Origin of the sequence: Xanthomonas cissicola (assembly GCF_008801575.1) — a bacterium.
GTDB lineage: Bacteria > Pseudomonadota > Gammaproteobacteria > Xanthomonadales > Xanthomonadaceae > Xanthomonas > Xanthomonas cissicola.
The window spans coordinates 16,222-39,648 of the sequence record NZ_VZPL01000036.1; the positions used below are offsets into that span (position 1 = coordinate 16,222).

A 23,427-nucleotide genomic window follows, 5' to 3' on the forward strand; every position below is an offset into this window, starting at 1 on the left:
ATCGAGCCGCGCCGGGTACGGCCCGAGACGCGCTGGACGCAACCACTGCGTGAGCGTGGACGACGCCGGCCGAGGCGATGCAGGTGCATCCCGATTCCCGGCCCCGCCCTGCGCACCGCTCCGGCCCAGCCCGCTCGGCGGCTGCGTTCAGCCTTCTTCGGGCGTCAGCGTCTTCAGCTGCAGCGCGTGGATCGCCCCGCCCATCAGCTCGCCCAGGGTCGCATAGACCATGCGGTGCCGCGCCAGCGGCGCTTTGCCGATAAATGCGGGGCTGACCACGGTGGCCTCGAAGTGCACGCCGTCGTCGCCGTGCACGTCGACGCGGGCTTCGGGCAAGCCGGATTCGATGAGTTTACGGATGGTTTCGGCGTCCAAAGGGCGTTTCCTCATAAAATGAGCGCACATTCTACTCTTCGCCCGAGTCCTGCATGGCTGTCTCGCACCTGCCCTCCGCCACCGTCAGCGACGCCACCCTGGCCGCCAGCGGCCAGCGCGTGCTGGAGATCGAGCGCGAGGCGCTGGCCAGCGTGGGCGCACGCATCGGCCGCGAGTTCGCCGCAGCCTGCCGGCTGGTGCTGACCTCGCGCGGCCGGGTGGTCGCCACCGGCATGGGCAAGTCCGGCCATGTGGCGCGCAAGATCGCCGCCACCCTCGCCTCGACCGGCACTCCAGCGTTCTTCGTGCACCCGGGCGAAGCCGGGCACGGCGACCTGGGCATGATCACCGAGGCCGACATCGTGCTGGCGCTGTCGTACTCCGGGGAATCGGACGAAGTGCGCATGCTGCTGCCGGTGCTCAAGCGCCAGGGCAACCCGATCATCGCCATGACCGGCCGCACCAGTTCCACCCTGGCCCAGGCCGCCGACGTGCACCTGGACGTCAGTGTGTCGGCCGAAGCCTGCCCGCTGCATCTGGCCCCCACCTCCAGCACCACCGCCTCGCTGGCGATGGGCGATGCACTGGCGGTTGCGCTGCTGGATGCGCGCGGCTTCACCGCCGACGACTTCGCGCGCTCGCACCCGGCCGGCAGCCTGGGCCGGCGCCTGCTGCTGCACATCACCGATGTGATGCACGCCGGCGAGGACCTGCCGCGTGTGCGCGAAGACGCCAGCCTGAGCGAGGCGTTGATGGAAATGAGCCGCAAGCGGCTGGGCATGACTGCCGTGGTGGACGCCGACGGCCATCTGATCGGGCTGTTCACCGACGGCGACCTGCGCCGCGCGCTGGACAGCGACATCGACGTGCGCAGCGCCGGCATCGCGCAGGTGATGACGCGCAACCCACGCACCATCGGCGCCGACCAGCTGGCCGCCGAGGCCGCGCGGCTCATGGAGGACTACAAGATCAACGGCCTGATCGTGGTGGATGCGCAGCACCGCGCGGTGGGCGCATTGAACATTCACGACCTGTTGCGCGCCAAGGTGGTTTAACAGGTTCAGTTTTCAACCGCCGGACCCCGTTCTCACCGATTCGTGCCGATGCCCTATTCCCCTTTGCAGCACCTTCCAGCCGAGCTGATCGAGCGCGCCGCGCGCGTCCGCCTGGCCTGTTTCGACGTCGACGGCACGCTGACCGATGGCCGCCTGTATTACGACCACGCCGGCCACGAGAGCAAAGCGTTCAATGTGCTCGACGGCCAGGGTCTCAAGCAGCTCGACCACGCCGGCATCCAGGTCGCGCTGATCACTGCGCGCGCCAGCCTGTCGGCGGAAAAGCGCGGGCAGGATCTGGGCCTGCATGTGCAGATCGGGGTCAAGAACAAGCGCCTGGCAGTGCTGGCGCTGTGCCAGGAGCACGGCCTGTCGCTGGACCAGGTGCTGTTCATGGGCGATGACCTCCCCGACCTGCCCGCCCTGCTGGCGGTCGGCTTGCCGGTGGCGCCGGCCAACGCGCACCCATGGATCGCCGAGCGCGTGCAGTGGCACACCCGCGCCCGTGGCGGCGAAGGTGCCGCGCGCGAAGTCTGCGATGTGGTGCTGGCTGCACAAGGCCAGGTCGAACGCATCATCGAAAGGTTCTCGGCATGAATTGGAACTGGCGCACCACCCTGGGCGTCGTGCTGTTCGTCGCCGCCTTGATATCCGGCTGGTCGGCCTGGAAGCAGCGCGCGCGTCCGGCCGCCGCGGCCGTGCAGGAGTCCGGCGCGGACTACATCCTGCGCGACTTCGAGCTGATTGCCCTGGACAAGCAGAGCGGCAAGGAGTCGATGACGCTGCGCGCGCCGGAAATGCATCGCAACCGTGCCGACCAGACCGCAGACATCACCACGCCGGTATTCCTGATGCCCGACAACGCCAATCTGCCGTGGACCCTGCGCTCCAAGACCGGCTGGGTCAATCCGGACGGCACCCAATTGCGCCTGCGCGGCGATGTCGAGGGCGACAGCCCGACCGGCGGCGCCACCCCGCCAACCACGTTCCGCACCCAAAGCCTGGACGTGTTCCCGCAACAGAACATCGCCAAGACCGACGCACAAGTGACCATGACCCGCCCGGGTATCATGCAGAGCGGCGTCGGTTTCGAAGCCGACCTCAAATCACGCCAGTACAAGCTCCTCTCTCAGGTCAAGACCCGCTATGAACCGAATGCTGCCCGCTAAACTGGCGTTTGCCGCACTGCTGCTGCCTGCGTTGGCAATGGCCAAGACCAGCGATCGCAACCAGCCGATGGCGATCGACTCCAATGCCAACGATTGCAACATGCTCGACGACAGCGGCAAGTGCCGTTTCAGCGGCAATGTGGTGATCACCCAGGGCACGCTGGAAATCCACGCCGACACCGCCGACATCTTCCAGAAGAACGGCCAGACCGATCGCGTGGTGCTCAACGGCAAGCAGGCCACGCTCAAGCAGGAGATGGACGACGGCGCCACGATGCACGGCCAGGCCGACAACATCGAATACAAGGTCGCCGATGAGATCATCATCCTGACCGGCAATTACAAGGTCGATTCGCCCAAGGGCACCAACGCCGGCCAGCGCATGGTCTACAACACCAAGACCGGCAACATGCAGAGCGGCGGCGATGGCAGCCGGGTGCGCACCATCATCCAGCCGAAAAATGCGGCGCCTGCCGCTGCAACGCCTGCGGCGACACCGGCCGCCAAGCCCGCTGCCAAGCCGCAGGGGAAGAAGTAATGCTGGTCGCCACCGGTCTGCGCAAGAAGTACAAGCAACGCGAAGTGGTCAAGGAGTTCGGCCTCACGCTCGAGTCCGGCGAAGTGGTCGGTCTGCTCGGCCCCAATGGCGCCGGCAAGACCACCTGCTTCTACATGATCGTGGGTCTGGTCGAAGCCGATGCCGGCCGTATCGAATTGGATGGCCGCGACCTCAATGCCGAACCGATGTACGCACGCGCCAAGCTGGGCGTCGGCTATCTGCCGCAGGAGCCGTCGATCTTCCGCAAGCTCACCGTGGCCGACAACATCCGCCTGGTGCTGGAGCTGCGCGAGGAACTGGACAACGCCGGCCGTGAGAAGGAACTGGTCTCGCTGCTGGAAGAACTGCAGATCACCCATGTGGCCGATCAGCTCGGCGCCAGCCTCTCCGGCGGCGAACGGCGCCGTTGCGAGATCGCACGCGCGCTGGCGGCCAAGCCGCGCATGATGCTGCTGGACGAACCGTTCGCCGGCGTGGACCCGATTTCGGTCGGCGAGATCCAGCGCATCATCATCCACCTCAAGGAGCGTGGCATCGGCGTGCTGATCACCGACCACAACGTGCGCGAGACCTTGGGAATCTGCGACCGCGCGTATATCCTCGCCGAGGGAGGCGTACTGGCGCAGGGGGCACCAGACACGTTGCTAGCCAATCCCGACGTCCGTCGCGTGTATCTGGGGGAAACTTTCCGCCTTTGAGCGCGTCGCCGCGCCAACGTTTTTTCCAGTCAGTGCCCGCATGAAAGCCCGGCTCCAGACATCGCTAGGACAGCAGTTGGTCATGACGCCGCAGTTGCGTCAGGCGATCAAGCTATTGCAGATGTCCACCACCGAGCTGGAAGTGGAAATCGCCGAGGCCGTGGAAACCAACCCGCTGCTGGAATGGGCCGACGAAGCCGCGCATGCGGCCAGCGACATCGCGGTGGAATCCGCCCCGTCCGCGTCCACCGAAGAACCCCAGCGCGAAGAAGTCGCGCCTGCCGAGCGCGACGACGATTGGTCGCAGGACGAGCTGCAGTGGACCGGCTCGGGCAGCGGCGGCAGCTTCGACGACGACGAGTCCGGCGATGCCGCAGAGCGCGTGGCCGAATCCGAAACATTGGCCGACCACCTCTTGTGGCAGTTGCATCTGTCGCCGCTGTCGCCGCGCGACCGCCAGATCGGCGCGATGCTGATCGACGCCCTCGACGAAGACGGCTACCTGCGCGAACCACTGTCGGCCATTCTCGAAACCCTCGCGCTGGGCGCAGCGGTCGACGAGGCCGACGTGCTCACCGTCCTGCATCAGATCCAGCGCTTCGACCCGGTGGGCGTGGGCGCGCGCACGCTGGGCGAATGCCTGGCGCTGCAGCTGGGGGTGCTCGATGCGGACACGCCTGGCCGCGAGCTGGCGCTGCAGATCGTTGCCGGCCCGCTGGAACGGCTGCCGCGCGCCGGCGTGGCCGGGCTGGCGCACGAGCTCAAGCGCTCCACTGCCGATGTCGAACAGGCGGTGCAGCTGGTGCGCTCGCTGGACCCGCGCCCGGGTAAACAGATCGGCGACCTGTCGCAGGACACCTACGTTGTTCCCGACTGCGTGATCTGGCGCCAGCGCGGGGTCTGGCGGGCTGCGCTGGCCGGCCGCGCGCAGCCCAAGGTCACCATTCACCGCGGCTATGAAAACCTGATCCGCAGCTGCGGCGAATCCGATGCCGGCTATCTGCGCGGCCAGTTGCAGGAGGCGCGCTGGCTGCTCAAGAGCCTGGAGGCGCGTGGCGAAACCCTGCTGCGGGTGGTGCGCTGCCTGCTGGAACATCAGGCCGGGTTCCTGGAGTTCGGTGCGCAGGCCTTGCGCCCGTTGACGCTGCGCGAGATCGCAGGCGAGCTCGGCCTGCACGAGTCCACCATTTCCCGCGCAATCGCCCGCAAGTACGTGCGCACCCCGCGCGGCACCATTGCGCTGCGCGCGTTCTTCGCCTCCGGCATCGACACCGACAGCGGCGGCGAGGCCTCCAGCACTGCCATCCAGGCCATGATCCGGCGCCTGATCGATGCGGAAAACCCGCGCAAGCCGCTCTCCGACGCCAAGCTGGCCGATCTGCTGAAAACATCCGGCGTCCCAGTGGCGCGGCGCACCGTTGCGAAGTATCGTGAGGCCATGAACATTTCCGCCTCCCACGAACGCGTGCGCATCGCCTGACGTTGCAACCACCGCAACGCCGGCCTGCGCCGGGTTTGTCGGATCACCGGAACGGTTCATTGGCCCACCGACCAATGGAGGTATCCGATGCGTATCGAGACGTATGGCCACCAGCTTGAAGTGACCCCCGCCCTGCGGGAGTACGTGGCAAGCAAGCTGCAGCGACTGCAGCGCCATTTCGACCAGCACTGCGAAGTCCGAACGCAGCTGGCCGTCCGCAAGCCAGACCACCACGTGGTCGCCACCGTCAACCTTCCCGGTCGCACCCTGCACGCAGATGCCAGCGGTTCCACCATGTATGCGGCCATCGACCTGCTGGTCGACAAGCTCGACCGCCTGGTCCTCAAGCACAAAGAGAAGAAATGTAACCACCACGCCCGCGAGGTGCGCGACAATCCCGCATGACGCTTCCCGCCTGATGCCCCCATGCCTTTAACCGATCTGATGGCGGCCGTGCGCACCCTGGTGTCGCCGGCCGCCGATCGCGACACCGTCCTGCATGCCGCCGCCGATCTGCTCTCCTGTCGTCAGGCCGGCGCCGACGAGCTCTACGCCAACCTGTGCGAGCGCGAGGCCCTGGGCAGTACCGCCATTGGCCATGGCATCGCCATTCCGCATGGGCGCTGCCCCAACCTCACCGAGCCACGCGGGGCCTTGCTGCGGCTGGACACGCCGGTGCCCTTCGGCAGCGACGAGCCGGTGGATCTGGTCTTCGCCATGGCCGTGCCGGCGCACTACACCCACCAGCACCTGATGCTGCTGTCCGAGCTGGCCGAACGGTTCTCCGATGCCGACTTCCGTCGGAACTTGCGCGCCGCACCCAACGCCGATGCCCTGATGGCGCTGCTGGCCGACGTGCCGCCCGCGCAGGCGAGCGCGGCATGAATACCAGCATCACCGCACGCGAACTATTCGACCAGCAGCGCGACAAGCTGGCCCTGCGCTGGGTCGCCGGCCCCAAGGGCGAGCACCGCGAGATCCAGGCCGGCAGCAACAACGCACGGCGCCCGTCGCTGGCCGGTTACCTCAATGTGATCTATCCCAACAAGGTGCAGATCCTGGGCACCGAGGAACTGGCCTGGCTGGACTCGCTGGATGCGCGGCAGCGCTGGGAAACCATCGAAAAGATCATCCAGGTGCAACCGCTGGCGCTGGCGATCAGCAAGAACCAGTCATGCCCGGAAGATCTGCGCGCGGCGGCGGACGAATCCAATACGCCGCTGTGGATCTCGTCCAAGCGCGGCCACGAACTGCTCAACCACCTCTCCTACCATCTGGCGCGCACGCTGGCGCCGCGGGTCACCTTGCATGGCGTGTTCATGGAGATCTACTCGATCGGCGTGCTGATCACCGGCGAAGCCGGCTCGGGCAAGAGCGAGCTGGCGCTGGAACTGCTCAGCCGCGGTCACCGGCTGGTGGCCGACGATGCCCCCGAGTTCACCCAGATCGCGCCCGACGTGCTCGACGGCACCTGCCCAGAATTGCTCCAGGATTTGCTGGAAGTACGCGGCCTGGGCGTCTTGAACGTACGCGACATGTTCGGCGACACCGCGGTGAAGAAGAACAAGTACCTGCGTCTGATCGTGCACCTGACCCGGCCGATGACCGAGCCGACGCCGTCCGGCTACGAGCGTCTGACCGGCGATTCGGGCAGCCGCCATGTGCTGGACCTGGACGTCCCGCTGATCACCCTGCCGGTCATGCCCGGCCGCAATCTGGCCGTGCTGACCGAAGCGGCGACCCGGCTGCATATCCTGCGCACCAAAGGCATCGACCCGGCAGCGATGTTCGTCGCCCGCCATAGCAACCTGCTGGAGCGACGCACGCCATGAGTATCGCGCCCTCCACGCTGATGATCGTGAGCGGGCTATCCGGCTCGGGCAAATCGGTCGCGCTGAAGACCTTCGAAGACCTGGACTACTATTGCTCGGACAATCTGCCGGTCGAGCTGCTGCCGGACTTCGTCAAAAGCCGTCTGCGTGGCAACCCGGTCGGCGACCAGCGCCTGGCGGTGGGCATCGATGTGCGCAGCCGTAGCGACCTGACCCAGCTGGCGCAGTGGCGCCAGGCTGCGCAGGAATACGGCATCGAGGCGCGATTGCTGTTTTTCGAAGCCAGCGACGAGGCGTTGATCAAGCGGTATGCCGATACCCGCCGCCGCCACCCGCTCAGCCATCTCGGCCTGGCGCTGCCGGAAGCGATCACCCGCGAGCGCCAGTTGACCGAACCGTTGCGTACGCAGGCCGATGCCGTCATCGACACCAGCACGCTCAACGTGCATCAATTGCGCCGCCGCGTGGTCACCGAGTTCGCGCTCGGTTCCCATGATCGGCTGTCGCTGCTGTTCGAATCGTTCGCCTACAAGCGCGGCGTGCCGGCCGAAGCCGACTTCGTGTTCGATGCGCGCGTGCTGCCCAATCCGCATTGGGATCCGGAGCTGCGCCCACTCACCGGCCGCGATGCCGGCGTGCGCGAGTATCTGGACAACGAGGCCGACGTGCAACGCTACAGCGCGCAGATCGTGGACCTGCTCGACACCTGGCTGCCGCGGCTGCGCAACGACACCCGCAGCTACGTGACCATCGCCTTCGGTTGCACCGGCGGCAAGCACCGCTCGGTGTACATGGCCGAACGCATGGCCCGACATGCGCGCGAACAGGGCTGGCCGGAAGTGGCGACGTTTCATCGCGAGCAGGACTGAGGGGCTGGGATTCGGGATTCGTTACAGCGGCATCCTGCGACGTGAGCGAGCTGCACCTATGTTGAGAACAACACGCTCGCTAGCCTTACTTCTTAGGTTGGATTGCTTGCGCGGTGGCTGGCGTGTGGCGCCGCTGTGCAGGCCGACGACGCTGTAGCTGATGCGACTGGATCGCCGACGCCCCGAACACCGCTTGCCGTTCTCGTTCGACGCGCCATGCAACGCTGCACGACCAACGCGTCGGAGGTATTCCGCCGCGCATGGCTACGTGCCCATGCTCGCTACAGGGAAAACGGCAGCGCTCGCTTGCCATGCAGGCCGCACTGCTGACGCTGCAAGGCACACATCGGCGCCACGTATGCAGCGCACGGTGCGCACGATGGCGACACATGCTGCCGCCACGTCGCTGCAGCGGTCCTAAACGTCTATTCAGTTCGCAACGCATCTGTGCGGGCAAACGCTATCGCGCAGTCATGCTGACCTGTTAACGTTTCGGCATGGCCTGTGGCATTCTCCTCATTACTCATCCCGGCATCGGCGCAGCGTTGTTGAACGTGGCGACGGGGCTATTGCGGCAGTTGCCGTTGAAGACCGAAGCATTCGATGTGCCGTTCGATGCAGACCTGGACGCGTTACTGCCCCAGGCATCGTCGGCGATGCGCCGGGTCGACAGCGGCGACGGCGTGCTGGTCATGACCGACCTGTACGGCGCCAGCCCCAGCAATCTGGCCAACCGTCTGGCCAAGCTGGGCACCCCGGTTCGGCGGGTATCCGCGCTGAGCCTGCCGATGCTGCTGCGCGTGATGAACTACCCCGAACAAGGACTGCAGGAGCTGCCCGCCACTGCGGCGGCCGGTACCCGCAACGGAGCGATCATCGACGATGCTTAAACGCGAACTCATAGTTTCCAACCGACTCGGACTGCATGCGCGGGCCACCGCCAAGCTGGTGCAGACGCTGTCGTCGTATCGCAGCAACGCCACCCTGGCGGCCAAGGGGCGCGAGGTGAATGCCAAGAGCATCATGGGCGTGATGTTGCTGGCCGCAGGCCAGGGCACCAGCGTGGTGGTGCGGCTGGACGGCGAAGACGAAGCCGAGGCCTTGCAGGCGCTGGTGGACCTGTTCGAGCGTCGTTTCGACGAGGACAGCTGAGCATGCGCGGCGTCGGGGCCGTTGCGACCGACACGGCGCCGCCGCGCCAGGGACGCGCATGAGCCTGCGCCTGCGCGGACATGGCGCTGCACGCGGCAATGCACTTGGCCGCGCGCGCGTGCGCCAGAGCCATACCCTGGAAGTGGCCGAACAACGCGTGCCCGCCAATCAGGTGGAAACGCAGCTGCAGCGCCTGCATGCCGCCATCGCGTCGGCACGGGTCGAAATGCAGCAGCTGCGCGACCGCCTGCACGGCGCACTGGCGCGCGAGGTCGGCGAATTTCTCGAGCTGCATGCATTGCTGCTTGACGACCCCGAGCTGCTGCAAGGCCTGGATGAGCTGATCCGCACCCACCGTTACAGCGCCGACTATGCCTTGCGTGTGCAGCGCGACCGCCTGGCGGCGGTGTTCGACGGGATGGAGGATGCGTACCTCAAGAGCCGCATGGACGATCTGGATCACGTGATCGGCCGCATCCATGCGTTCCTGCACAAGCGCGCACCCGACCTCAAGGGGGTGGCCGGCGAGATCTTGGTGTGCGACAACGTGGCACCTTCCGAGCTGGCGCAGCTGCAGGCGCAAGGCGTGGTCGGCATCGTCACCACCGCCGGCAGCACGCTGTCGCACAGCGCGATCCTGGCGCGCAGCCTGCACCTGCCGTTGGTGGTAGGCGTCAGCGACGCGCTGCAGCGCATCGAAGATGGTGATGTGTTGATCGTCGATGCCGGCTCGGGCCAGGTGATCGTCGACCCCAAGCCCGAACATCTGCGCGACTACCGCGAGCGTCTGCGCGCGCTGGCCAAGGAACAGCGCGAGCTGGGCCGGCTACGCTCCAAGCCCACGCGCACGCGCGACAACGTCGATATCACCCTGCTGGCCAACGCCGAATCGCTGGAAGACGTGGCCAACGCGCATGCGCTCGGGGCCAGCGGCCTGGGCTTGTATCGCACCGAATTCCTGTTCCTGCAGCGCAACGAGCTGCCGGACGAAGACGAACAGTTCCACACCTACCGCGACACCGTGCTGGGCATGAGCGGCCGCCCGGTCACCATCCGCACCCTGGACCTGGGCGCCGACAAGGCCGACCGCACCGGTCTGACACTCAGCGATGAGGACAACCCGGCGCTGGGTCTGCGCGGCGTGCGCCTGTCGCTGGCGCGGCCGGCGGTGGCGCAGGCGCAATTGCGCGCGATCCTGCGGGCGTCCGGCTACGGGCCGGTGCGCATCCTGGTGCCGATGGTCAGCGGCCGCGAAGAAATCCTGCAGTTGCGCAAGCAGTTGAAGAAGCTCACCGCGCAGCTGCGCGAGGAAGGCCATGAGATCGCCGAGCACATTCCGCTGGGCGCGATGATCGAAGTGCCGGCTGCGGCATTGGCGCTGGACTGCTTCATCGACGATATCGATTTCCTGTCCATCGGCACCAACGACCTGGTGCAGTACCTGCTGGCGGTGGATCGCAACAACGAGGCGTTGGGCGAGCTGTACTCGCCCCTGCATCCCGCCGTCCTCCGACTGATCGCGCAGGTCATCGCCACCGGGCGCACCTACGGCAAGCAGGTCGCGGTGTGCGGCGAAATCGCCGGCGATCCGCGCTTCGTGCCGATGCTGCTGGCGTTGGGGCTCACCGAGTTCAGCCTGCATCCGGCCACCTTGCTGGAAGTGCGCCGCGCGGTGCGCGACACCCATCTGGGCGACTTGCGCGTGCACGGCGAAAAATTGCTGCGCGCCCGCGATCGCAAGGGCATCGAAAAATGGCTGACTGGCCATGCGCAGGGGTTGCTGCGGTAATTGCGGCACGCACCCGGCCCGGCAGCGCGGCCGATGCTTCAAGACCTGCGTTTCCTTCAAAACGGCGTTCGACACGATTTCGCAGCCCTGCAGCTGGCCCAGACGGTGCTGCGAATCGGCATGCACCGCTTGGACAGTACGATTGCTGCGCGCCGGTCACGCCCGCTCGCACCGCTTTGATCGCTTCCTTGGTCGAAAAGCGCATCGACGATGCCGCCTGCATCGTCAATCGCGTACCGCTCCATCCACCTTCAGCAGCCCTCGCGGCTTGGCTGCGTCCACCGCGCACGCCCTGCGCAAGCGCGCGGCAGCGACCCTGTATGTTTCGTCACCATGCGCAAGCGATAATGCCTCGCTGACCCAGCACCGCGTCCTTTACCGATGGCGCGTCCACTCTTCCGGGAAGCCGCGCATGGCCGAAGCCGTCCGCCACGACAAAACCGCGCGCCAGCTACGCCTGCTGTCCGACGCGCTGGATAGCGGACGCCTCGGGCCGGTACGCCGGTTGGTCAATACGCTGGCGCCGGCGGAAATCGGCAACCTGCTCGAATCGCTGCCACCCGGCAAGCGCGAAGTGGTGTGGGGGCTGGTCGATCCGGAAGACGATGGCGAGGTGCTGCTGCACGTCGGCGACGAAGTGCGCGAAAGCCTGCTGGCCGACATGGACCCGGACGAGATCGTGGCTGCGGTCGAAGACCTGGACATCGACGATCTGGCCAACCTGGTCGAAGACCTGCCCGACACCGTCATTGATGAAGTGCTCAAGTCGATGGACCGCGAAAACCGCGAGCGGCTCGAGCAGGTGCTGTCGTATCCGGAAGACACCGCCGGGCGTCTGATGAACCCGGACGTGGTCACCGTGCGCGCCGACGTCAACGTGGACGTGGTGCTGCGCTATCTGCGCCTGCGCGGCGAGCTGCCCGACCACACCGATCACCTGTACGTGGTGAGCCGGCGCCACCAATACCTGGGCCGTGTGCCGCTGGCGGCGCTGGTCACCCACGAAGACAGTACGCCGGTCAACCGGCTGATCGACGACGAGCAACCGGCCATCGATGTCGGCGACGGTTCGGACGAAGTGGCGCGGCGCTTCTCCGACCACGACTGGATCTCCGCGCCGGTGGTGGACGACAACAACATCCTGCTCGGCCGCATCACCATCGACGACGTGGTCGACATCATCCGCGAGCAGGCCGAGCACCAGGCCATGAGCGCGGCCGGCCTGGACGAAGACGAAGACATGTTCAGCCCGGCACGGCGCGCATTCCGGCGCCGCCTGATCTGGCTGAGCATCAATCTGTGCACCGCGTTTCTGGCGTCCAGCGTGGTCAGCAGGTTCGAAGGCACCATCGAAAAACTGGTGGCGCTTGCGGCGCTGATGCCGATCGTTGCCGGGATGGGCGGCAATGCCGGCACCCAGGTGCTGGCACTGATGGTGCGCGGTCTGGCACTGGGCCAGATCGGCTCGTCCAATGTGATGACCTTGCTCAAGAAAGAGCTCACTGTCGCGCTGATCAACGGGCTGTGCCTGGGCATCGGGCTTGGCTTGATTGTGCTGGCCTGGTTCCGGCAACCGATGCTCTCGCTGGTAATCGGCACCGCGCTGACGGTGAACATGCTCACTGCCGCCTTCGGCGGAGTGCTGGTGCCGGTGACGCTGAAACGGTTGGGCTTCGATCCGGCATTGGCCGGTGGCGTGATCCTGACCACATTGACCGACGTGATGGGCTTTTTGAGCTTCCTGGGCCTGGCCACGTTGATACTGCTGCCCTGACCTTGCGGTGCCTGGGCCCAGCGGCCATGCATGCGATGACGACAAGCAGATGAATATTCGACCGGAATCGCCGCGCATCGACACGCTAGCGCACCGGCATGCGGTAATACTGCACCCATGTGATCGGTCGGGAGAGCTGCGTGATTCGTCGTTGTCTTGTTGTCATTGCCTTTGCGCTATTGCTGGCCGGCTGTTCCAGCATGGCTGAGCGCCACCACGACGAACGCCGCGGCCACTTCGTCACCCGCACGTTGAAACTGGAAGGGCGCCTGTACCGCTATCAAGTGTTCGTGCCCGCGTCCAAGGTGCCGCAGCCGCGGCCCATCGTGCTGTTCCTGCATGGCTCGGGCGAGCGCGGCGATAACGGGCGCGACCAGGCCGAAGTCGGCGTGGGCCCGTACTTGAGCGAACACACCGCCGACTTCCCCGCACTTGTCGTGCTGCCGCAAGTGCCCGAGGACGAGGAGTGGATGGGCATCAATGCGCGCATGGCGATCGCAGCGCTGGACGCGGCCAGCGCCGAGTTCGGTGTCGACCCGCAGCGCACCTACCTCACCGGCATTTCGATGGGTGGCTATGGCGCCTGGGAAATCGGGCTGATGCAGCCGCAGCGGTTTGCGGCGATCGTGCCGATCTGCGGCGCGCTCAAGGCACCGCGCGATGAGCGCCGCACCTTGTACGTGAGCCTGGTGGCGAAGGAAGCGGACCCGTACACCGCGGCAGTGACGCAACTCAAGCACGTGCCGATCTGGATGTTCCATGGCGCCAAGGACGATTCGGTGCCGCCGCACGACGACCGCGCGCTGTACCGCGCCGCGAAGGGCGTCGGTGCCAATGTACGTTACAGCGAATATCCGCAGGGCAATCACAATGCCTGGGACGCAACCTATGCGGACCCGGCGATGTGGGAATGGATGTTCAAGCAGCGCCTGCGCTGACGGTGTGCAGCGCCACGCCGGCACTGCGCCCGCGTGCCGGCATGACACGGCCAATGCGCCTTAGAGCGGCTGACAAAACGTAGCGATCAGTCGTCAGGTGGTGCGGACGGCGCACAGGAACCGAAGTGTTCGCGTGGTACATGCCGATTCCGAGCACCAGCCGCGCCCGCCTGGCGGCTGCGCAGTCGTTTTGTTAGCTGCTCTTAGTGGTGATAGCCGTTGTCAGCGGTGATCTTGCCGCAGAATACGCGGTACGACCATACCGTGTAGCCCAGGATCAGGGGCAGCAACATGACCAGCCCCACCATCGCGAACAGCTGCGAAGACGGCGGTGCGGCAGCCTGCCAAAGGGTGTAGACCGGCGGCACCAGATACGGCCACATGCCCAGCACCAGGCCCATCGCCAGCAGGAATGGCAGCGCATCCGAGCGTGCGGCCTCGCTCGCACGCCACAGCGCAACCGCCACGATGGCAACCAGCAGCGGCATCGGCATCAGCCACAGATAGTGAGTGCCACTGAACCAGCGCTCCATCACATGCGACTGCAGCGAAGGCAACCAGGCGCTGACCAGGCCGATGAAGATCAACACACTGATGGTCAACGGTCGACTCAACTGCCGCGCCAACTGCTGCACATGGCCTTCTGTCTTGAGAATCAGCCAGGTACTGCCGAGCAGCGCATAGCCGAACACCAAGGCGGCGCCCGTCAACATCGCGAACGGGCTGAACCAGCCCCAGATGCCGCCGACATAACGGTCGTTCTCGATCGGCAGACCCTGCACCAGGGCGCCCAGGATCACGCCCTGCGCGAAAGTGGCCAGGATCGAACCGGCGGCAAACGCATTACTCCACAAGCGCCGCGAGCGATGCGCCTTGAAACGGAATTCGAAGGCCACGCCGCGGAACACCAAGGCCATCACCATCAACAGCACCGGCAGATACAGCGCCGACAAGATCACCGCATACGCCTTGGGAAATGCGGCCAGCAGCCCTGCCCCGCCGAGCACCAGCCAGGTTTCGTTGCCGTCCCAGATCGGCGCGGCGGTGTTCATCATCAGATCCAGCTGCGCTTCGTCCTTGCGGAACGGCGCCAGGATGCCGATGCCGAGCACGAAGCCGTCCAGCACGACGTACATCAGCACCCCGAAGCCGATCACCGCAAACCACGCCACCGGCAAGACGCTCGTCATCTCCATCATGCGGCTCCGTCGATCGATTCGTCGGCTGCCGACAGCGGCCGTGCGGGCGTGTGTTCGCCATGGTCCAGATGCGACGCGTCGGCATGTGGGGTGGGCCCTTGCTTGCCGATCTTGACCAGGTACCAGATGCCCCAGCCGAACACGAACGCGTAGCCGGCTACATACACCGCCAGCGAGATGGCCGTCATCAGCGCAGACTGCGGGCCCACCGCATCGGCGGTGCGCAACAAGCCGTAGACCGCATAGGGCTGCCGGCCGATTTCGTTGACGAACCAGCCGGAAATCAGCGCGATGAAGCCGCTCGGCAACATCCAGCGCCAAACCGCCAGCAACCAGCGCCAGTGCACTAACTTGCCGCGCCACAACGCGAACGCAGACACCCAGGCCACCAGCAGCATCAATGAGCCGATCCCTACCATGATGCGGAAGGCGAAGAACACCGGCGTCACCGGCGGGCGCTCGCTTGCCGGCACCGATGTCAGCGGTGCGACGCTGCCATCCGGGCGGTGGGTCAGAATCAGGCTGCCCAGGCGCGGAATCGCCACCTCATAGTCGTTACGCTCGGCCTGTGCGTTGGGCACCGCAAACACCACCAGCGGGAACCCCTCGCCCGGTTTTTCGTCATGCCAGTGCGCTTCCATCGCGGCGATCTTCATCGGCTGATGCTTGAGCGTGTTCAAGCCGTGCATGTCGCCGACAACGATCTGCAGCGGTACGGCGATCGCGGCAAACACCACGGCCAGCTTCAGCATGCACAGCCCGGCTTGGCGATGCACGCCACGATGCAGATACCACGCGCCCACTGCACCCACCACGAAGCAGGTGGTGATGAATGAGCCAAGCGCCATGTGCGCAAGCCGGTACGGGAACGAGGGATTGAAGATGATCTTCAACCAGTCGACCGGATGCACGATGCCGCCGATGACATCAAAGCCGGCCGGGGTCTGCAACCAGCTATTGGACGAAAGAATCCAGAACGTGGAAAACAGCGTGCCCAGCGCCACCATGCAGGTGGACAGGAAATGCAGGCGCTCGGAAATACGCCCCCAGCCGAACATCATCACGCCCAGGAAACTGGCTTCCAGAAAGAACGCGGTGAGCACTTCATAGCTCAGCAGTGGCCCGATCACGCCACCGGCCACGCGGCTCAATTCCGGCCAGTTGGCCCCGAACTGGAAGGCCATCACGATGCCGCTGACCACGCCCATGCCAAAAGACACGGCAAAGATCTTCTGCCAGAAAAAATACAGCTCGCGCCAGACCGGCAGACGCGTGCGCAACCAGCGCCATTCCAGAAACGCCAGCAGACTGGAAAGCCCGATGGTGAATGCCGGAAACAATACGTGGAACGCGATGACGAATCCAAACTGGATCCGCGATAACAGCAGTGCGTCCATGGAGAACCCTCCAGGAAAAGTGATCGTCGACGTGCAGCTCGCAGGTCGATCACCGGGATGCACTGCATCGGGCGATCGCGCGCACGCTGCTGCGCTAGGCGATCATGATAGGGACGGTCGCGCCCGTTCCCGATGCGACACGGCGTCGCATCCGCGACAAATTGCCGCCCTTGTCCTGCGGTGCGTCGGACCACCTGCCTCCGCTGGGCAGTGCGCCGTGCGCCAGAGGCGACCCAATGGTGCGACCGCTGTCGCTGCGGAGTACCGGGCGCCAATCAGTGCACGTCGACAGACGACGCAGGACCCGCCATGCCATGCCTTCCAACCAAGTCGGCGGAACGCTATGGCCGCACCCGCTCCCAGATCCGCAGAAAGTTGCCGCTATACACATCGACGATGCGTTGCGTCGGCCAGCCGGCATCCAGCATCGCCTGCGTGAGCTTGGGCAGATCCGCACCGCTGCTCATCCCGGTCGGCAGGCTGGAAATGCCGCCATCGAAATCGCTGCCGAAACTCAAGTGTTTCCATGGATCTTCCACGATCCCCATGGCAGCAATCTGTCGGGCGAACGCTTCGTAATAGCCGACGACGAAGGCAAGATCGGTATCCATGTCCGGCGTGCCATCGGCCAGATAGGAGTGCTGCAAGAAGTACGGCGCCAGGATGACGCTGATGCAGCCACCGGTCTGCACGATGGCACGGATCGCCGCGTCGTCGAGCGCCCGGTCCAAGTGACGCGACGGCCGCGTTTCCACACCGCGCGTGACGCTGCGCGATGCGCCATGCGAAACGAAGGCCGGCACGTTGCGACGGAGGCAGATGCCGCAGGCGTCACGTATCCCCTGGCTTGAGGTATGCGAAAGATCCACCAGAAGCCCGATATCGATGCAGCGCTCCACCACCTGCCGGCCAAACTCCGTCAGCCCCGCGCCCTGACGTTCGCGCCACGGATTGAGCGATGCATAGCCGGCCTGGGAGATGTCGGTATGGCTGAAATGGTTGAGCGTCAGATAGGCGGCGCCGGCCCTGGCTGCACTTTCCAGACGCGCTAGCCGCAGCGCCTGGCTGCGGCGCCCGCGTGGTCCAAGTATGTGCGCACCTTCCAACGACAGGATGGCGCAGCACAGACCCGCTGCGCGAATCGCGCGTAGCTCGGCGGCGCTGCGTGCCAGCCGCATTCGCCCGCCGCTCGCCGCCACCATCTCCTGGACATAGCGCCGATGCTCCACCCAGTGTTTCCAGGGGTCGAGAAAAGGCGCGCCGACGAGGTTTTCCCAAAGTGCGTGGGCACTGAAACAGGCACCGCCATAGCCGCCGGCGAGAAAGTCCGGGCCGCTCACGTGGTACATCAGCGGTTGATTGCGGCCTCTCGGTGAGGTCTTGGACATCAACCAGAGGATCGGAGAACGCCGATGCGCTTTCCAATCGCCCTTCCAGAAATCGAAGCCGCCTAGGCGCGACAGATACAGCGAATCCAGATGCGTATCGACCGGACACGCCAACGCATGCACTGCTTCCAGCGTGAGCGGCGAAGGCAAATCAGCCAGGTTGTCGGATGAAACTGCATGCATGGGCGAACCCCGGCAATGACGTCTGAAGAAGTGACCCATAACGCGCGTTCCCGCATTGACTATCCGGCCGATATTCTTCGAGCGCCTTGATGGGTCGAGCCTGTGCGTTCAGGTGAGAATAACCGAACTGGACCATCAGATTCCCGAGACGAATGCAAAGGCCGAGAGGAAAACGCAGGACTGCTGACGCAATTCTCGTTTCGCTGCGCAATCTATCGGTGCGGCGGTTTTTCATTATTGGACCCGTCGTCGTCTAACCAGGGCGGGACGAGGCCTGGACGCTTTTGGCGACGATGCGGCCGCGCATGCCGGCGGCGCCGCACGCGACGAGGAGCCTGCTGATCGGCCACGGCCTGGGTGTACGCCCGCAGCGGCTCCTGGACAAGTGGGTTAGCGCGCGTGCGCGATTGCGGCCGCACTCCGCTGACGCCGTGATCCGTGGCCAGGCCAAAACCGGAACACATCAACGTTGCCAGCAACGGCGAGGGCAATTCCCCGTTGCCCACGCACATGAGCGGCTGCCCGCTGCTTATAGCTTACAAATCCGTCATCGCACACAACGCATCAGCACCCAACCACGCCCACCATCGCTCACATCCGCGCGCGCACGCGTCGCGCGATTTCGCTGACCGCCGCGATGACTGCGGTCAGCGCGACCATCGAGAGGAATTGCGCGCGCGTATCGGCCGAAGAGGCCAACAACACGAAGATCACGGCCAGGATGACCAGCGCCAGCACGGTCAGAAACGGATAGCCGCGCATGCGGAACGGCAGCGCAAGGCCGGCACGGTCCGCGCGGGCGCGCAAGATCAGTTGCGACACCAGCGAGATCGTCCACACCAGCAGGCAGGTGGCGCCGACGATGTTGAGCAGCATTGGCAACACCTTGTTCGGATACAACAACTCCAACGCTGCGGCGGCGAAGCCGAACAACACGCTGGCGATCACCGCCACCAGCGGCACCTGCTCGCCGCTGGTCCTGGCCAGCAACCGCGGCGCTTCGCCGCGCTGGGCCAGCGAGAAGATCATCCGCGAAGCGCCGTACAGATTGGCGTTGAGCGCCGACAGCAGTGCGACCACCGCCACCAGGGTGATCGCCGTGGCGGCACCGGGAATGCGAGCCACCTCCAGCACGGCCGCAAACGGCGAGCTGAGCGCGGCGCTGGTCCACGGCACCACCGCCACGATCACGCTGATCGACCCGATGTAGAACACCAAGATGCGCCAGGCCACGGTGCGGATGGTGCGCGCCAGGCTGCGTCCCGGGTCGGCGGTTTCCGCTGCGGCCACCGCTACGATTTCGGTGCCGCCGAAGGCGAACACCACCACCAGCAACGCCGAGCCGATACCGGCCAGGCCCTTCGGCGCAAAGCCGCCGTTCTGGGTGAAATTGGACAGCCCGGGCGACGCCACCCCAGGCAACCAGCCCGCCAGCAACGCCACGCCGATCAGCAGGAACACCACGATCGCCAGCACTTTCAGGATGGCGAACCAGAACTCGAACTCGCCAAAGTTGCGCACGCCGAGCAGATTGATCGCAGTGAACGTGGCCATGAACAGCAACGAGAGCAACGGCACCGGCAACGCCGGCCAGACCGTGGCCAGCAGCCCGGCTGCGCCTACCGCTTCTGCCGCAATCACCACCACTATCTGAAACCACCACAGCCAGCCCACGGTAGCGCCGGCCGTCGGGCCCATCGCATCGGCGGCATACACCGAGAATGCCCCGCTGGCCGGCTTGGCGGCGGCCATTTCGCCCAGCGCGTTGATCACAATGATGACCAACGCCCCGGCGATCAGATACGAGATCAGCACCGCCGGCCCGGCCGCGTGAATGCCCACGCCGGAACCCAGGAACAACCCGGCGCCGATCGCCGTGCCCAGGCCCATCATCATCAATTGCCGCGGCTTCAGCGCATGGCGCAATGCAGGCGTGGCGGGCGCAGCGGTCTCAGCAACGGAATCGGTCGGAAGCGGCATGGATGGGCTTGCATGGATGGAATCGCGACACGATACCGCGTCGCAGCGCCTGCCGCGCCTCTTGACGCCAGCCCGGGGAAGGAGTGGCGATGTCGCCCGATCGCACCCTTGCGCTCGGCTTTGCAGCAGACAACGCCCAGCAACCCGCTGGCGCACGCTGCCGCCTGTCGGCCCGTGCAGCGCGCGCATGACCTTTCGTCTTCAAGAAACGGGCAAGGCACATCCCCGAACAATCCGGAGATGTGCTTTGATGCGGCCAAGAGCAACGGGCAATCATCTGTGCAAGCCTCAGATGGACGGCCACCCGTCGGATCGTCCTGTAGACCAGAGCTCCGCGCTTCCTGCGCGCCCTCCACGTCCATCTGACCAGTGCTCGCTACCGCTCATTCGCGACTCCGCGCGCGCCCAGTCACTCCGCCAGGTTCTTGCCCGCACCCGCCGTGGCGATCACCTTGGCCTTGACCTGTGCCGCCGGTGTCACGGTGTAGATGTAGCCCAGCGACTCCGGGAACACCTTGGAGCTCACCCAGTTGGTGGCATTGGCGTAGGGTTTGCTGCCGTCCGGCGTGCTCCAGGTGATGCCGCTGCCAACGTAGTTGTTGATCAGGTCCCAGTAGCCGATCTCGCTGCTGTCGCGCGAGGTCACCGGGTTCTTGATGTTCTCGAAGTAGTTCGACTCGATCTTCGCCACCCCACCCATGCGCACGTTGATGCCTGAGGTGAACACATTGTTGAAGTAGTTGTTGTAGACGTGGCTCAAGCCGCGCCGCTGCAATGGCAATCGCGATTCCACGTTCTCGAAGCGGTTATGGTGATACGTGGTGCGTGCAGCCGAGTTCTTGGTGTCGCTGTCGCTGTAGCCATTGAGCGCGACCTTTTGATAGTTGTAGACATGGTTGTAGAACACGGTGACATGGTGCACGCCCTTCTTCATATCGATGCCGCCATCGAAGGAGGCATCGCCCGCACCGGAACACTTGGTGAGCGAGGCGAAGATGGTGTTGTGGTCGATCCAGATCTTGGACGGCTCGCCGCTGGAGTTGCCTTCCAGCGAAATCGAATCGGCATCTTCACCGCCTTGCAGCAAACCGATGGTCATGTTCTGGACGATCACGTTGTGCGCATCGCCCACCACACGCACTCCGAAGTTCGCCGACGAGCCATTGGCGCCCTTGATCGTGATATCGCTCTTGTTCTTGATTTGCACTGTCTTGGCCGGCAACTTCCATTGCGCGCACACGTCCTTGATGGTGCCGAAGTCGAACTGGCCGGTGTAGTTGAGCACCAGCCCGCCGCTACCGGAATAGTTGTCGATGGCGGCCTGCACCGCTTCGAACGTCGCCACGTTGACCGCTGTCTTGTTGCCGCCGCCGGTGGTGGCGGCACCGTAGCCGACCGGGCCGGCAATCGCGCCCGCGACGCAAGCGGACAGTTCAAGTGCGAGTGCGCCCTGGAGCGTCTTGATGATCATGTAGCCTCTCCCAAAGAAGTCGACAAGCAATGCAGGCCGTCTGCGCAGTGGCGACGACAACAGCAATGCGGTGCGTGGGGGGCTGCATTTTTCGCGCGATTTAAAACATAAAACAATTATTCATCTTCGAAATTTAGACACGCCGCGGCGTTCTCTTTCCGAGACATGCAAAAGGGACAGCAAAGGACAGCCAGGACAGGACACGCCATTGCGGTGCGACTAGCCCTGTCTTGGGCGACGCATGTAGGTGTCGTGTACCTGCAGATGCCGGCGATACGCACGTGCTCGAACGCGCAGAGCAATCGCGCCTGCAACCGTCACGATCGACATGCCGATCGCAGCGACAGGCATGGACGCAATCAGCGCGCCTGGCGATCGCAGCTGGCCCCTGCATTGCCGTCATGCAATGCAGCATTTGCCTCTACATCGGCACGAACCTGCGGACGCAAGCTGTCGCGCGCGAGCGCCGTCGCAGCGCATCAGAGCGCTTACGCGCCTGGCCGCCAGTAGCCTGCGATGCCTCCCACGCTGCGGCGTGTGCACTGAGACGCCGGCGCATCAACATGGGCCGGCAGCTTGAAGCGGGCCTGCGACCGTGCTCGAACCTCCATCGACACGGATGCGCGGAACGCATGCAGCGCCGCGCTTGCCTCGATGCAAGCATACGACGCTGCAGGGCATCTATCGCAGGCACGGATTGAGGTGTCCGCCCATAGCCGCATCATCGCAGCAGGCAGGCAGCTAAACGCAGTGCGGTCGATCGGCCCGCTGGCCATCGCACACGCACCCTGCACGCTCAAACAGCGCGATTGGCCAGTGCTGACGAGCGCAACATCTGGCCACCGGGCCACGGTGTCTGATCGTCCAGGAAATTGCCGACCAGGCGCATGCACGCCACGCGTTCTTCCACGTGCGGCATGTGGCTGGAGTTGGCGAACACGTGCCAGCGCGCATCCGGAATCAACCGCGCATAGGGCTCGACGGTTTCCGGCGTGGCTTCATCGTACTTGCCAGAGAGCACCAGCGTGGGTGCGGTGATGCGGTGCAGGCGCTCGATGATGCTCCAGTTGCGCAGGCTGCCCACCACGTGGAATTCGGTCGGGCCGTTCATGGCGTGATACACGGCTGGATCGGCGTCGATGGCGGCAAACGTACGCGCGACCTCGGCAGGCCACGGCAGCACGCGACACACGTGCTGCGCGTAGAACACCTGACTGGCGGCGCGATAGGCCGGATGATCCAGCGTACCGGCGGCTTCGTGCTCGTCCAGTGCTGCCTGGATATCCTCGGGCAGGCGCGCGCGCAGGCGCAGCGCAGCAGCGCGCCACAACCCCATCGAGGCGGGCGAATTGGCGATCACCAGCGCCCGCAGGCCAGCCGGACGGCGCACCGCATGTTCGGCTGCCAGCATTCCGCCCCAGGACTGGCCCAGCAATGCGTATTGCGACAGCCCCAGATGCGCGATCAGCGTCTGCAGCTCGTCCAGGAACAACCCCACTGTCCAGAAGCCTGGCTCGGCATTGCGCAGATGGGTGGAGTTCCCGTTGCCCAGCTGGTCGTAGTGGATCACCGCGCAGCCATTGGCTGCCAGGTCCTTGAAGCTGTCCACGTAGTCGTGCGTGCACCCGGGGCCGCCGTGCAGCACCAGTAGCGGGCAGGCATCCGCGCACAGGTCGCCGGTAATGCGGTACCAGGTGCGGTAGCCGCGGAATTCGACGTAACCCTCGGTGCACTGCATGACCTGCGCCTGCCTACGGCAATGATGAGGCCCGAGCCTAGCGAGCGCGCCGAGCAGCGTTAACTGGCAAATTTCACAGGTTTGGGCGCGCCCGGATGCGCGGTTGGTGCTGGCCGATAGCCGGTTCGATCGAACGCGGCGCGTCGCCGGCTGCAACGGCGAGCGCGCGACTCAGCACCGCTTTTTGATCGAAATGACGGCTTTCGAATCACCGCATCTATCGCATCTGCGAGCGCCACTGGATTCCATTCGGTCCAAGAACAGATCAGCGTTTCGAACACGGGTGGGTCGCGCCAGCGAAGCGGCATTCCATATGCGCTCTGCCACTGCGAAACCTGCGTCGCCGCGGTACCGCAGCGACGCAGGCACGCTCGAATAATG

22 protein-coding genes and 1 other RNA gene are annotated in these 23,427 nt (G+C 65.2%); 15 read left to right on the forward strand and 8 right to left on the reverse strand.

Annotated features, from left to right (window positions below; genetic code table 11):
- Positions 1-147: 147 nt before the first annotated feature.
- Entirely contained in the window at positions 148-375 is a 228-nt protein-coding gene (locus tag F7R02_RS15170; RefSeq protein WP_005913369.1) for a BolA family protein, read from the reverse strand.
- A 53-nt stretch (positions 376-428) separates the two neighbouring features.
- On the opposite strand from F7R02_RS15170, the gene F7R02_RS15175 reads away from it, so the two are divergent.
- From F7R02_RS15175 to F7R02_RS15250, 15 genes are all read left to right on the forward strand, one after another.
- A complete protein-coding gene (locus F7R02_RS15175) occupies positions 429-1,430 on the forward strand; it encodes a KpsF/GutQ family sugar-phosphate isomerase (protein WP_078590123.1) in 1,002 nt (333 codons plus the stop codon).
- 48 nt (positions 1,431-1,478) lie between these two features.
- Positions 1,479-2,027 carry a KdsC family phosphatase gene (locus F7R02_RS15180; RefSeq protein ID WP_005913372.1) on the forward strand — a complete coding sequence of 183 codons (549 nt, stop codon included), beginning with the start codon at positions 1,479-1,481 and terminating at the stop codon, positions 2,025-2,027.
- Positions 2,024-2,599: an LPS export ABC transporter periplasmic protein LptC gene (gene lptC, locus F7R02_RS15185; protein ID WP_078590122.1), complete on the forward strand. Its 576-nt coding sequence runs from the start codon at positions 2,024-2,026 to the stop codon at positions 2,597-2,599. The genes F7R02_RS15180 and lptC overlap by 4 nt, the downstream gene beginning before the upstream one ends.
- Positions 2,577-3,137 carry a lipopolysaccharide transport periplasmic protein LptA gene (gene lptA, locus F7R02_RS15190; protein ID WP_011051948.1) on the forward strand — a complete coding sequence of 187 codons (561 nt, stop codon included), beginning with the start codon at positions 2,577-2,579 and terminating at the stop codon, positions 3,135-3,137. Before lptC ends, lptA begins: the two co-directional genes overlap by 23 nt.
- A complete protein-coding gene (lptB, locus tag F7R02_RS15195) occupies positions 3,137-3,856 on the forward strand; it encodes an LPS export ABC transporter ATP-binding protein (protein WP_078590121.1) in 720 nt (239 codons plus the stop codon). Before lptA ends, lptB begins: the two co-directional genes overlap by 1 nt.
- 40 nt (positions 3,857-3,896) lie before the next feature.
- Positions 3,897-5,336 carry an RNA polymerase factor sigma-54 gene (locus F7R02_RS15200; protein ID WP_011051949.1) on the forward strand — a complete coding sequence of 480 codons (1,440 nt, stop codon included), beginning with the start codon at positions 3,897-3,899 and terminating at the stop codon, positions 5,334-5,336.
- 87 nt (positions 5,337-5,423) lie between these two features.
- Positions 5,424-5,741, forward strand: a complete 318-nt coding sequence (gene hpf / locus F7R02_RS15205) for a ribosome hibernation-promoting factor, HPF/YfiA family (RefSeq protein ID WP_005913379.1) — start codon at positions 5,424-5,426, stop codon at positions 5,739-5,741.
- 21 nt (positions 5,742-5,762) lie between these two features.
- Complete coding sequence (locus F7R02_RS15210; RefSeq protein ID WP_003487843.1) at positions 5,763-6,221, forward strand: PTS sugar transporter subunit IIA; 459 nt, start codon at positions 5,763-5,765, stop codon at positions 6,219-6,221.
- Positions 6,218-7,168 carry an HPr(Ser) kinase/phosphatase gene (hprK, locus tag F7R02_RS15215; protein ID WP_078590120.1) on the forward strand — a complete coding sequence of 317 codons (951 nt, stop codon included), beginning with the start codon at positions 6,218-6,220 and terminating at the stop codon, positions 7,166-7,168. The genes F7R02_RS15210 and hprK overlap by 4 nt, the downstream gene beginning before the upstream one ends.
- Positions 7,165-8,037: an RNase adapter RapZ gene (gene rapZ, locus F7R02_RS15220; protein ID WP_003487848.1), complete on the forward strand. Its 873-nt coding sequence runs from the start codon at positions 7,165-7,167 to the stop codon at positions 8,035-8,037. Before hprK ends, rapZ begins: the two co-directional genes overlap by 4 nt.
- A 497-nt stretch (positions 8,038-8,534) precedes the next feature.
- Positions 8,535-8,927: a PTS sugar transporter subunit IIA gene (locus F7R02_RS15225; RefSeq protein WP_003487850.1), complete on the forward strand. Its 393-nt coding sequence runs from the start codon at positions 8,535-8,537 to the stop codon at positions 8,925-8,927.
- On the forward strand, positions 8,920-9,189 hold the full coding sequence (locus tag F7R02_RS15230) for an HPr family phosphocarrier protein (protein ID WP_078590119.1): 270 nt from the start codon (positions 8,920-8,922) through the stop codon (positions 9,187-9,189). Before F7R02_RS15225 ends, F7R02_RS15230 begins: the two co-directional genes overlap by 8 nt.
- Before the next feature lie 58 nt (positions 9,190-9,247).
- Positions 9,248-10,978, forward strand: a complete 1,731-nt coding sequence (gene ptsP, locus F7R02_RS15235; protein ID WP_078590118.1) for a phosphoenolpyruvate--protein phosphotransferase — start codon at positions 9,248-9,250, stop codon at positions 10,976-10,978.
- 412 nt (positions 10,979-11,390) lie between these two features.
- A complete protein-coding gene (gene mgtE, locus F7R02_RS15245; protein WP_003487859.1) occupies positions 11,391-12,752 on the forward strand; it encodes a magnesium transporter in 1,362 nt (453 codons plus the stop codon).
- A gap of 200 nt (positions 12,753-12,952) precedes the next feature.
- Positions 12,953-13,690: a carboxylesterase family protein gene (locus F7R02_RS15250; protein WP_235857395.1), complete on the forward strand. Its 738-nt coding sequence runs from the start codon at positions 12,953-12,955 to the stop codon at positions 13,688-13,690.
- Between the two features lie 67 nt (positions 13,691-13,757).
- Here the strand turns inward: F7R02_RS15250 and F7R02_RS15255 are convergent.
- The 7 genes from F7R02_RS15255 to F7R02_RS15295 all read right to left on the reverse strand — a co-directional run bounded on the left by F7R02_RS15255 (position 13,758) and on the right by F7R02_RS15295 (position 23,046).
- A non-coding RNA gene (locus tag F7R02_RS15255) (sX9 sRNA) lies at positions 13,758-13,832 on the reverse strand.
- A 61-nt stretch (positions 13,833-13,893) separates the two neighbouring features.
- Entirely contained in the window at positions 13,894-14,886 is a 993-nt protein-coding gene (cydB, locus tag F7R02_RS15260) for a cytochrome d ubiquinol oxidase subunit II (protein WP_078590117.1), read from the reverse strand.
- The gene (locus F7R02_RS15265) at positions 14,886-16,286 is read right to left on the reverse strand and encodes a cytochrome ubiquinol oxidase subunit I (protein WP_078590116.1); all 1,401 of its coding nucleotides are present in this window, start codon (positions 16,284-16,286) and stop codon (positions 14,886-14,888) included. Before F7R02_RS15265 ends, cydB begins: the two co-directional genes overlap by 1 nt.
- Before the next feature lie 341 nt (positions 16,287-16,627).
- A complete protein-coding gene (locus tag F7R02_RS15270; protein ID WP_078590115.1) occupies positions 16,628-17,857 on the reverse strand; it encodes a dipeptidase in 1,230 nt (409 codons plus the stop codon).
- A 591-nt stretch (positions 17,858-18,448) separates the two neighbouring features.
- Positions 18,449-19,837, reverse strand: a complete 1,389-nt coding sequence (locus F7R02_RS15275; protein ID WP_078590114.1) for an amino acid permease — start codon at positions 19,835-19,837, stop codon at positions 18,449-18,451.
- A 409-nt stretch (positions 19,838-20,246) separates the two neighbouring features.
- Positions 20,247-21,308: a pectate lyase family protein gene (locus tag F7R02_RS15285; protein ID WP_078590112.1), complete on the reverse strand. Its 1,062-nt coding sequence runs from the start codon at positions 21,306-21,308 to the stop codon at positions 20,247-20,249.
- Between the two features lie 796 nt (positions 21,309-22,104).
- Entirely contained in the window at positions 22,105-23,046 is a 942-nt protein-coding gene (locus tag F7R02_RS15295) for a proline iminopeptidase-family hydrolase (RefSeq protein WP_078590111.1), read from the reverse strand.
- Positions 23,047-23,427 lie beyond the last annotated feature (381 nt).